Source organism: Mycobacterium angelicum (assembly GCF_002086155.1).
Classification (GTDB): Bacteria; Actinomycetota; Actinomycetes; order Mycobacteriales; family Mycobacteriaceae; genus Mycobacterium; species Mycobacterium angelicum.
In genome coordinates this window covers 1-9,934 of record NZ_MVHE01000109.1, presented here as the reverse complement: position 1 = coordinate 9,934, position 9,934 = coordinate 1, and the positions used below count along the sequence as shown (strand labels likewise).

Annotated in this window: 8 protein-coding genes and 1 pseudogene; all 9 read right to left on the bottom strand. The window is 66.4% G+C overall.

The genetic code is table 11. The features are described from left to right. Positions 1 to 1,272 (bottom strand): PE family protein (locus BST12_RS27690; RefSeq protein WP_083116390.1); only part of this gene is annotated, 1,272 nt, incomplete at its 3' end. 85 nt (positions 1,273 to 1,357) lie between these two features. Continuing rightward, positions 1,358 to 3,895 (bottom strand): ATP-dependent protease ATP-binding subunit ClpC, encoded by a 2,538-nt coding sequence (clpC1, locus tag BST12_RS27685; protein ID WP_083116389.1) that lies wholly within the window; start codon positions 3,893 to 3,895, stop codon positions 1,358 to 1,360. A gap of 326 nt (positions 3,896 to 4,221) precedes the next feature. Then, the gene (lsr2, locus tag BST12_RS27680; protein ID WP_083116388.1) at positions 4,222 to 4,560 is read right to left on the bottom strand and encodes a histone-like nucleoid-structuring protein Lsr2; all 339 of its coding nucleotides are present in this window, start codon (positions 4,558 to 4,560) and stop codon (positions 4,222 to 4,224) included. Between the two features lie 114 nt (positions 4,561 to 4,674). Continuing rightward, the gene (lysS, locus tag BST12_RS27675; RefSeq protein WP_083116387.1) at positions 4,675 to 6,186 is read right to left on the bottom strand and encodes a lysine--tRNA ligase; all 1,512 of its coding nucleotides are present in this window, start codon (positions 6,184 to 6,186) and stop codon (positions 4,675 to 4,677) included. 24 nt (positions 6,187 to 6,210) lie between these two features. Beyond that, the gene (locus BST12_RS27670) at positions 6,211 to 7,029 is read right to left on the bottom strand and encodes a type III pantothenate kinase (protein ID WP_083116386.1); all 819 of its coding nucleotides are present in this window, start codon (positions 7,027 to 7,029) and stop codon (positions 6,211 to 6,213) included. A gap of 2 nt (positions 7,030 to 7,031) precedes the next feature. Beyond that, complete coding sequence (panD, locus tag BST12_RS27665; protein ID WP_083116385.1) at positions 7,032 to 7,463, bottom strand: aspartate 1-decarboxylase; 432 nt, start codon at positions 7,461 to 7,463, stop codon at positions 7,032 to 7,034. Further along, positions 7,463 to 8,395, bottom strand: a complete 933-nt coding sequence (gene panC, locus BST12_RS27660; protein WP_372511081.1) for a pantoate--beta-alanine ligase — start codon at positions 8,393 to 8,395, stop codon at positions 7,463 to 7,465. The genes panD and panC overlap by 1 nt, the downstream gene beginning before the upstream one ends. Positions 8,396 to 8,400: 5 nt before the next feature. Next, complete coding sequence (locus BST12_RS27655; RefSeq protein WP_083116383.1) at positions 8,401 to 9,312, bottom strand: Rossmann-like and DUF2520 domain-containing protein; 912 nt, start codon at positions 9,310 to 9,312, stop codon at positions 8,401 to 8,403. Positions 9,313 to 9,412: 100 nt separating this feature from the next. Then, positions 9,413 to 9,934 (bottom strand): annotated as a pseudogene (locus BST12_RS27650) (DUF6779 domain-containing protein); the annotation flags it as partial.

The following is a 9,934-nucleotide window of genomic DNA, read 5'->3' as shown; positions in this document are numbered from 1 at the left end:
GAACAGGAAGCCACCCCGGCCGCCCGCACCGCCGTTGCCGCCCGATCCGCCGGCACCACCCGCGGCGCCGACCCCGCCGGCGCCGCCGTCCCCGCCGTCGCCGCCGAGGGTGCTGCCCACAAAGTGAATGGCCTGGCCGCCGTCACCGCCGGTGCCGCCTGTCGCACCGATCCCACCGACCCCACCGGTACCACCGTGACCACCCTGGCCAGCGTTAGCCTCCGCGATGCCACCGGCGCCGCCGGTGCCGCCCGCACCACCCGGGCCACCGGCTCCGCCGGTCCCACCGGCCCCGCCGGTGCTCGGGTTATAGGAATAGACCGCGCCGCCGGTGCCCCCATGGCCTCCCGGGGCACCGGGGCCACCCGTACCACCGGTTCCGCCGGTGCCGCCGGTGACAGGCGAAAAGGACAGATTGCCGGGGCTTCCGATAGCGCCGGCATTGCCGCCGTTGCCACCGATCTGGCCGAATTCGGTGCCGTTTTGCCCCTCGATTCCAGCACCGGTGATCCCGTCGGTACCACCGCTGGGCGCCTGAGTGAACGTGGTAGCCGCGGTCGGATTGACTCCCGGCGCACCGGCAGCAGCGTGAGCGCCGAGCCCGCCGGCCCCGCCGTTGCCCCACAGCCAGGCATTGCCGCCGGCCCCGCCGCTAGCGCCGTTGCTGCCCGGGGTGATCGCGGCGCCGCCGTTGCCGCCGATGCCGCCATTGCCGCGCAGGAAGCCGCCCGCGCCGCCACTGCCGCCATTGCCGCCGGCTCCACCGGCCGCGCCGTTGCCGCCGTTACCCCACAACCCGGCGGCTCCACCGCTGCCGCCGGCCTGACCGCTATTGGTGCCGGGAGCGCCGTTGCCGCCGTTGCCGTAGAGGATCCCGCCGGCGCCGCCGTTCTGGCCGGGCGTGGTGCCATTGGCGCCGTCACCGATCAAGGGCCGGCCCAACAGCAGCTCGGTAGGGGCATTGATCGCGCCCAGCAGCGCCTGCTGGGCATTCGTGGCCTCGGCGGTGGCGTAGGCGCCGGCACCCGCCGTCATCGTCTGCACGAACTGGGCGTGGAACTCGGCTACTTGCGCGCTCAGCGCTTGGTACGCCTGAGCGTGCGACCCGAAAAGCGCCGCCAGGGCGGCCGACACCTCGTCGGCGCCGGCGGCCAGGACCCCGCTGGTCGGGGCGAGGGCCGCCGCGTTGGCGGCGCTGATGCTCGAACCGATGTTGGCGAGGTCCGTGGCCGCAGCCGAAAGGAACTCAGGAGCCGCCACCACATACGACATTGGGCACCTTCCGCGACGTCAGGACTGTCGCGACAAATGTTGCCCAGCGCATATTGCCTAATTCATGAATATGCAGCTCAAACGGCTATTGCGGATCCGACCCCTGGCTGTGGGCGCCGGCCTTGGCCAGATCCGTCTCCGCCGGCGGCTTGCGGGTGCCGGTGAAGGTGAAGACCGCCTCCTCGCCGGCGCCTTCGCCGTCCCAGTTGTCCACGTCGACGGTGACGACCTGTCCCGGGCCGACCTCCTCGAAGAGGATCTTCTCCGACAGCTGGTCCTCGATCTCGCGCTGGATGGTGCGCCTTAGCGGACGCGCACCCAGCACCGGGTCGAAGCCGCGCTTGGCCAACAGGGACTTGGCTTTGTCGGTCAACTCGAGCGCCATGTCCTTGCTCTTGAGCTGGTTGGCCACCCGGCCGATCATCAGGTCGACCATCTGGATGATCTCGTCGCGAGTCAGCTGGTGGAAGACGATGATGTCGTCGATACGGTTCAGGAACTCAGGCCGGAAGTGCTTCTTCAGCTCGTCGTTGACCTTCTGCTTCATCCGCTCGTAGTCGTTCTCGCCACCGCCCTTGGTGAAGCCGAGGCCGACCGGCTTGGAGATGTCGGAGGTGCCCAGGTTCGACGTGAAGATCAGCACGGTGTTCTTGAAGTCGACCGTGCGGCCCTGCCCGTCGGTGAGCCGGCCATCCTCGAGCACCTGCAACAGGCTGTTGTAGATCTCCTGATGCGCCTTCTCGATCTCGTCGAACAGCACCACGGAAAATGGCTTGCGGCGCACCTTCTCGGTGAGCTGGCCACCCTCCTCGTAGCCGACATATCCAGGCGGAGCACCGAACAGCCGCGACGCGGTGAACCGGTCGTGGAACTCGCCCATGTCGATCTGGATAAGCGCATCGTCGTCGCCGAACAGGAAGTTGGCCAGCGCCTTGGACAGTTCGGTCTTACCGACACCGGACGGGCCGGCGAAGATGAACGAACCCGACGGGCGCTTGGGGTCTTTCAACCCGGCGCGGGTACGACGGATCGCCTTCGAGACGGCCTTGACGGCGTCCACCTGGCCGATGATCCGCTTGTGCAGTTCGTCTTCCATGCGCAGCAGCCGAGTGGTTTCGGCCTCGGTGAGCTTGAAGACCGGGATACCGGTCCAGTTGCCCAGCACCTCGGCGATCTGCTCGTCATCGACTTCGGCGACGACGTCGAGATCACCTGAACGCCACTGCTTTTCGCGCTCAGCTCGCTGTGCGACGAGTTGCTTCTCCCGGTCGCGCAGGCTGGCCGCCTTCTCGAAGTCCTGGGCGTCGATCGCCGATTCCTTCTCCCGGCGCGCCTCGGCGATCTTCTCGTCGAACTCGCGCAGGTCTGGCGGCGCGGTCATCCGGCGAATCCGCATCCGCGCGCCGGCCTCGTCGATCAGGTCGATGGCCTTGTCCGGCAGGAAGCGGTCGTTGATGTAGCGGTCGGCCAAAGTGGCTGCGGCGACGATCGCGGAGTCGCTGATCGAAACCCGGTGGTGGGCCTCGTAGCGGTCGCGCAGACCCTTGAGGATCTCGATGGTGTGCTCCACCGTCGGCTCGCCCACTTGCACCGGCTGGAAGCGGCGCTCGAGGGCGGCGTCCTTTTCGATGTACTTGCGGTACTCGTCGAGGGTGGTGGCACCGATGGTCTGCAGCTCGCCACGGGCCAGCTTGGGCTTGAGGATGCTGGCCGCGTCGATGGCGCCCTCGGCGGCACCGGCACCGACCAGGGTGTGCAGCTCGTCGATGAACAGGATGATGTCGCCGCGGGTGTTGATCTCTTTGAGTACCTTCTTGAGGCGTTCCTCGAAGTCACCGCGGTAGCGCGAACCGGCGACCAGGGAGCCCAGGTCGAGGGTGTAAAGCTGCTTGTCCTTGAGCGTCTCGGGAACCTCGCCGTGCACGATCGCCTGCGCCAGACCCTCGACAACGGCGGTCTTGCCGACGCCGGGCTCGCCGATCAGCACCGGGTTGTTCTTGGTGCGGCGGGACAACACCTGCATGACCCGCTCGATTTCCTTCTCGCGGCCGATGACCGGGTCCAGCTTGCCTTCCATCGCGGCGGCGGTGAGGTTGCGGCCGAACTGGTCGAGCACCAATGACGTGGACGGAGAGCCGGACTCGCCGCCGCGACCGCCGGTACCGGCCTCTGCGGCCTCCTTGCCCTGGTAGCCGGACAGCAGCTGGATCACCTGCTGACGCACCCGGGTCAGCTCGGCGCCCAGCTTCACCAGCACCTGCGCTGCAACACCCTCACCCTCACGGATCAGGCCGAGCAGAATGTGCTCGGTACCGATGTAGTTGTGGCCCAGCTGCAGCGCCTCACGCAGGCTCAGCTCGAGAACCTTCTTGGCACGCGGGGTAAATGGGATGTGCCCGGACGGCGCCTGCTGGCCCTGGCCGATGATCTCCTCGACCTGGCTGCGCACGCCTTCCAGCGAGATGCCCAGCGATTCCAGCGACTTGGCCGCTACACCTTCGCCCTCGTGGATCAGACCCAGCAGGATGTGCTCGGTGCCGATGTAGTTGTGGTTGAGCATCCGGGCTTCTTCTTGCGCCAGCACGACGACCCGGCGGGCACGGTCGGTAAATCGTTCGAACATCGGTCGCTACCTGCTCTCCCTCAACATCGGTACGTACCTTTCTAGCGGCCTTTAAGCAGCCTGGCCGGTCCCTAGGGGCCCGAACTGCGTACCTGCAGTCCACTGTAATGGTCGGCCTGCCAGGGTTCCTAACCTTGCGGTCTCGGCCCGCTTACCGACGCAACAGGTTAACGAGGAAAAACACCGGCGCGTTTCCCGCAATGACGGGCGATCAGTTCGCCTGGAGCGAAAACACAAATCCGGCGCCCGGGCATTCAGCCCGGGCGCCGGATAAGAGACGCGATCGCAAGCGCGGTGAAGCGGGTCGCGACCATAGTGTGGTGCGGCTAGGTTGCCGCGTGGAACGCGTCGATGACGTCGGCCGGGATACGGCCGCGAGTCGACACGTTGTGCCCGTTGCGACGGGCCCATTCCCGGATCGCGGCGCTTTGCTCGCGGTCGATTGCACCGCGGCCGCGGCCCGAACCGGAACGCCCGCGCCGGCGACCGCCAACGCGGCGGCCCGCAGCCACCCATTGCTTCAAGTCGCCACGCAGTTTCGCGGCATTCTTGGAAGAAAGGTCAATCTCATAGGTCACCCCGTCAAGCCCGAATTCGACCGTTTCGTCAGCGGCGCCGGCACCGTCGAAATCATCGACCAAGGTGACGGTTACTTTCTTCGCCATGTGGCTTACCCTCGCGTTTCTTCCTGTGCAGTTACTGTCCAGTTTGGATGACTCCCCGGTGACTAATCTGCCATAGGAACGCAAAATGCACAATCCGACACAACATGGAGGAGTTCAGTTCGAGTGTGGCCGAACAATCGGGAACAAAACTGTCTCCCTAATTGACAGGCCAGTCAAAGACATCAACAACCGATCGATACCCATTCCAGTTCCCGTGCATGGCGGCATCCCGTACTCGAGAGCGGCGAGAAAATCTTCGTCAAGTAACATCGCCTCGTCATCGCCGGCTGCTGCCGCAAGGGCCTGATCTGCGAATCTATCCCGTTGCACGACGGGATCGTTTAATTCCGAGTATCCGGTTGCCAGTTCGACTCCGTGCAGGTAGAGGTCCCACTTCTCGGTCACCCCGGCGATACTGCGGTGTTGCCGGGTCAATGGAGTTGTCTCAACGGGAAAATCCTTGACAAATGTCGGCACGGTCAAGCTCTTGCCCACTGAGTGCTCCCAGAGTTCCTCAACGAGTTTGCCGTGACCAACACCACGGTTGTCAGGAATCTCCACACCCAGTCGATCTGCTATAGCACTTAAGCTCTCGAACGATGTGTCCGGTGTGATCTCTTCACCGAGCGCCTCTGACAGTGACGGGTACATTTGTATCGTTGCCCATTCTCCGTCGATGTCGTAGACACTGCCGTCGGGCATCGGCAGTTGTCTGGTCCCGATCGCCTCGTCGGCTACCTCTTGAATAAGTTCACGCGTGACGACTGCAGAATCTGCATACGTTCCGTAGGTCTGGTAGGTCTCCAGCATGGAGAATTCCGGAGAATGCGTTGAATCGGCGCCTTCGTTTCGGAACACGCGATTTAGTTCGAAGACCTTGTCGAATCCACCGACGATGCATCGCTTCAGGAACAGTTCCGGCGCGATGCGCAGGTAAAGGTCGATGTCGAGCGCATTCGAATGGGTGACGAACGGCCGGGCCGCGGCGCCACCGGCCAGCGTCTGCAAGATCGGCGTCTCGACTTCGAGGAACCCGCGCCTTTCCAGGCCATTGCGGATGGCGCGAATAACCGCAATCCGTTGCCGGGCCACATTGCGCGCCTGCGGGCGGACGATCAGGTCGACGTAGCGCTGCCGAACCCGCGCCTCCTCGCTCATGTCCTTGTGCGCGACGGGCAGCGGCCGCAGCGACTTGGCCGTCATCCGCCAGCAATCAGCCAGCACCGACAATTCCCCGCGGCGAGAATTGATCACCACGCCGTGCACGTAGACGATGTCGCCGATATCGACGTCGGCCTTCCAGGCGTCGAGAGCTTCCTGGCCCACCTTGTCCAGGCTGATCATCGCCTGCAGCTGGGTTCCGTCGCCGTCCTGCAGCGTGGCAAAGCACAGTTTTCCGGTATTGCGTGCGAACACGACCCGGCCGGCGACCCCGACGACGTCATCGGTCGCCTCGTCGATCGCCAGATCGGGGTGGGCGGCGCGGACCTGGGCCAGGGTGTGGGTGCGCTGCACCTCCACCGGGTAAGCCTCGTGCCCTTCGGCCAACAGCCGAGCGCGCTTGTCCCGGCGAATCCGGAACTGCTCAGGAAGCTCCTCGGATCGGGCTGGGTCAGCGGCACTCACGACGTGCCAGCTTAAATGACAGCGTTAGCGCGCGGACTTCAGCCGTCCGCGCTGTGCTTCCTGATTACGTTCGAAGACCAGCCGCAGGCCATGCAGGGTCAGGTGCTGGTCGTAGTGGTCGACGGTGTGCAGTTCGGGCAGCAGCAGTGGCGCGGTGTGGCCGGTGGCCACGACGGCCACGTCGTCGCCGCCGGAGAATCCCTTGACGTCCTCGCGGATGCGGCCGACCAAACCGTCCACCAGTCCGGCGAATCCGAACACCGCGCCGGCCTGCATGCATTCCACGGTGTTCTTGCCGACCACCGAACGGGGGCGGGACAATTCGACGCGGCGCAGCGCGGCCGAGCGGGCGGCCGCTGCGTCCGACGACACCTGCACACCGGGCGCGATGGCGCCACCGAGAAATTCGCCCTTGGCCGACACCACATCCACGCAGATCGACGAGCCGAAATCGACTACCACGGCGGCCTTTTGGAACTTGTGAAAGGCCGCCAGGCAGTTCACGATCCGGTCGGCGCCCACTTCTTTGGGGTTGTCCACCAGCAGTGGAATCCCGGTGCGCACACCGGGCTCGATCAGCACGTGCGGCACCGAAGGCCAGTACTGGTCGAGCATGATCCGCACCTCGTGCAGCACCGATGGAACCGTGGACAGTCCGACGGCACCGGTAAGCCGCTCGGAATCCTCACCGATCAGACCGTCGATCGTCAGGGCCAGTTCGTCGGCAGTGACTTCGGATTCGGTGCGAATTCGCCACTGCTGCACTACTTTTGCGTGGTCTTTGGCTCCGGATATCAGGCCGACGACGGTGTGGGTGTTGCGGACGTCGATCGCCAGCAGCACGGCTACCGCACACCGATCCGGGGGTCCAGCAGCTCCCCCATACTGGCCGGGACGCCATCGGGCACGAAGGCCGGGTCGTGGCCCAGGTCGATCTGCTTGTTGTCGGCGTCGACGAACACGATGCGCGGCTGGTAGGCGCGGGCTTCGGCGTCCTCCATGGTGCCGTACGCGATGAGGATGACCAGATCGCCGGGGTGGACGAGATGCGCCGCGGCACCATTGATTCCGATCACACCGCTGCCGCGTTCGCCGGTGATGGCGTAGGTGACCAGGCGGGCACCGTTGTCGATATCGACTATGGTCACCTGCTCTCCCTCGAGCAGGTCGGCGGCCTCCATCAAGTCTGCGTCGATGGTTACCGAGCCGACGTAGTGCAGGTCGGCTTGGGTGACGGTGGCGCGGTGTATCTTCGACTTGAGCATCGTCCGTAACATCAGTTCCTCCAATGTGTTTGGGCGTATTCGGCCCGAGATTCGTCCGGCCCAGCGGTGCCGGCGAGGTTTCCGATCTGGATTTCAACGTTGTCAAGCAATCTGGTGGTCCCCACCCTTGCCGCAATCAGCAGCCGGCCAGATCCGTTGGGCTGTAACGGACCAAGTCCGGGATCACGCAGCTCCAGGTAGTCGACCGAGACACTGGGTGTGGCGTCGAGCACCGCGCGGGCCGCGTTCAGCGCGGCCTGGGCACCGGCCGCTGCTGCATGCGCACCGGCCGTCAGCGCCGCGGACAAAGCCACTGCCACTTCCCGCTGCGCAGGGTCGAGGTAGCGGTTGCGCGACGACAACGCCAGCCCGTCGGCTTCGCGCACTGTCGGCACGCCGACCACCTGAACCTCGACGTTCAAGTCCGCGACCAGCTGCCGGATCAGCACCAGCTGCTGGTAGTCCTTCTCCCCGAAGAACGCCACATCCGGGCGCACGATCTGGAACAGCTTCAGCACGACCGTCAGTACGCCGGCGAAATGCGTTGGGCGCGAGCCACCTTCGAGTTCAGTGGCCAACGGGCCGGGCTGCACGGTGGTGCGCAGGCCATCGGGATACATGGCCGCCGCACTGGGCGCGAAGACGATCTCGACCCCTTCGGCACGCAGCATCGCCACGTCGTCGTCCAGGGTGCGCGGGTAGGCGTCGAGGTCCTCGCCGGCGCCGAACTGCAACGGATTCACGAAGATCGAAACCACGACCACCGAGCCGGGAACCCGCTTGGCCGCCCGCACCAGGGAGATGTGACCTTCGTGCAAAGCGCCCATCGTGGGCACCAGCATCACCCGCCGGCCGGTGTGACGCAGTGCGCGGGTGACGTGGCTGACGTCACGCGGCGCCGAGTACACATTGAGCTCGCCGGGCTTGAATACCGGCTTCTTCACCGGGTTCATGGTGCCAATACCTCGACGACGTCCTGGGGAGCGTGGGCGCGTTGCGCCGTCCGCAATGCGTTCACCCGATACGCCTGCGCCAGTTGCGGATCCACCTTCGCCAGTGCGGCCAGGTGCCCGGCCACCGCGGCCGCATCGCCCCGGGCGACCGGCCCGGTGAGCGCGGCCTGACCGCGCTGCAGCGTGTTTTCCAGGGCCGCCCGGGCCAGCGGCCCCACAATGCGCTCGGCGATGCCGCCGGGCTGGTCGTCGATGAGTTGTTGGCCGAGCAGCTCGGTACCGCGCAGTGCCGCGCGCAATGCCTCGACAGCGTCGGCCAGCACCGTCACCAGGTGGTTGCTCGCGTGCGCCAGGGCAGCGTGGTAGAGCATGCGGGCCTCTTCACTGACACTGAATGGCTCCCCGCCCATCTCCAGTACCAGTGACTGCGCGATCGCATACCCGACCTCGTCGGCCGCGGTGATGCCGAAGCAGGTGTCGGGCAACCGGCTGATGTCCTCGTCGGAGCCGGTGAACGTCATGGCCGGATGGATCGCCAGCGGTATACAGCCCTGCTGCGTCAGCGGCGCGAGTACGCCGATTCCGTTGGCGCCGGAGGTGTGCGCCACGATCGTGCCCGGCCGCACCGCCGAGGTCGCCGCCAGTCCCGACACCAAGCCGGCCAGTTCGCTGTCCGGAACCGCCAGCAGCAGCAGCTCGGCGCCGGCGGCGACGTCCTGCGGCGGTAGTACCGGGGTGTCGGGCAGGCGGCGCTGCGCCCGCTGCACGGACGCGCGCGAAATGGCGCTGCACGCCACCACCACGTGGTCGGCGCGCTCCAGTAGAACTCCCAGCGCGGTGCCCACCCGGCCGGCGGAGATGATGCCCACCTTGAGCCTGCCCGGGCGCAAACCGTCGAACTGCACCATCGCAGACGACCTCACATGTTTATTCGTTCGTTCCAGTCCCTTGTCGCGGGTACCGGACGGTCACTAAGACTGTAGTCGATTCGGGCGGCTGGACCCAGCCTCAACCATCGCGGCGGCGACGCCGCCCACCTCCGGAAGGCTGCACCTGCAGCCGTGCCATCAGGTCGGCGACCGATTGTCCGCCGGTTTGTGATGTTCGTCCCTCTGGCTCGTCCGGTACCTGAGCGGCTTCCTCTGGGCTGCGATGCCGGGGCGCGGGTTCGGGAGGCGGCGGTGGTGCCAGCCGCGGCGCTGCCGGCCCGACACCGCCCAGACCGGCCACGCCGTAGTCGCGGTAATCCGACGAATGGCGAGACCGGGAGCGCCGGCCGCCGTATTGCGGGGCGCCTTCCGGCCTCAGGTCGACGTCGCCCAACTGCGGTTGGACCTCGTCGTCGGGCTCGGCATCCCGGTAGCGCCGCCGCCGGCCCGACGGCGGGGCGGGCGGTTGCGGCGGTGGAGGCGCCACGGCGTCGGCCGATGCCCAGTGGCTGCCGGGCGAGCCAGGCGGCAACCACTGTCCTTCAGCGGCGACCGGCTGCCAACCCGACGGCTGGGGTGCCGCCGCCGGAGGGGGCGGCGG